This window comes from Oleiphilus sp. HI0080, assembly GCF_001635135.1.
In genome coordinates this window covers 1-770 of sequence record NZ_LWFU01000254.1, presented here as the reverse complement: position 1 = coordinate 770, position 770 = coordinate 1, and the positions used below count along the sequence as shown (strand labels likewise).

Annotated in this window: 1 pseudogene; it reads left to right on the top strand. The window is 47.5% G+C overall.

Annotated features, from left to right (window positions below):
* Positions 1 to 770: pseudogene (locus A3751_RS22570) on the top strand (cache domain-containing protein); the annotation flags it as partial.

The following is a 770-nucleotide window of genomic DNA, read 5'->3' as shown; positions in this document are numbered from 1 at the left end:
GATTCCGGCATTGCGCGTGTTTTCAAACAGGCGGTAAAGGCAGATGCTCCGGATCTGACTTTTATCGATGATTTTCATCCCTACTTACCTTCCTACCAAGATCCAGCGGCATTTATTGCATCGCCGATTTACGATGAAGGTGAAATGACGGGAGTACTTATTTTTCAGATGCCTATTGATACGATCAATACGATCATGACGCATAACGAAAAATGGGTAGACAGCGGTTTAGGTGAATCTGGAGAGACGTACCTAGTCGGACAAGATAAGAAAATGCGCAGCATGAGCCGATTCTTAATTGAAGATAAAGAGGGCTACTTGGCTGTGCTGCAAACCGCAGGTGAACGTAGCGGTGTGATCGATGAGATTGCAGCAAAAGGGACTAGTATTGGGCTTCAGTCAGTCAATACTCCAGGCGTTGAGCAGGCATTGTCGGGTGAGTCTGCTTTCGCAATTTTTGAAGATTATAGAAAAGTACCCGTACTTTCCGCTTATGCGCCGCTTGCGATAGAGGGCTTGAATTGGGTGATTATGAGCGAGATTGATGAGGCTGAGGCCTTTGCCCCAGGCCTAAGACTGCGAGAGGAAATTGTCGGCATATCGATTCAGGTTTTACTTGGGGCCTTGTTGATTGTGTTGTTAGTTGCCTATGTAGTGGTGAGGATGCTGGCTCGGCCCCTTGAGTCTCTAGGGCGTTTTCAGGTTGAGGTTTCGGACATCATACAGAATGCGGACCTGACGAAGCGATTGGATGTTCGCGGTAAGGATGA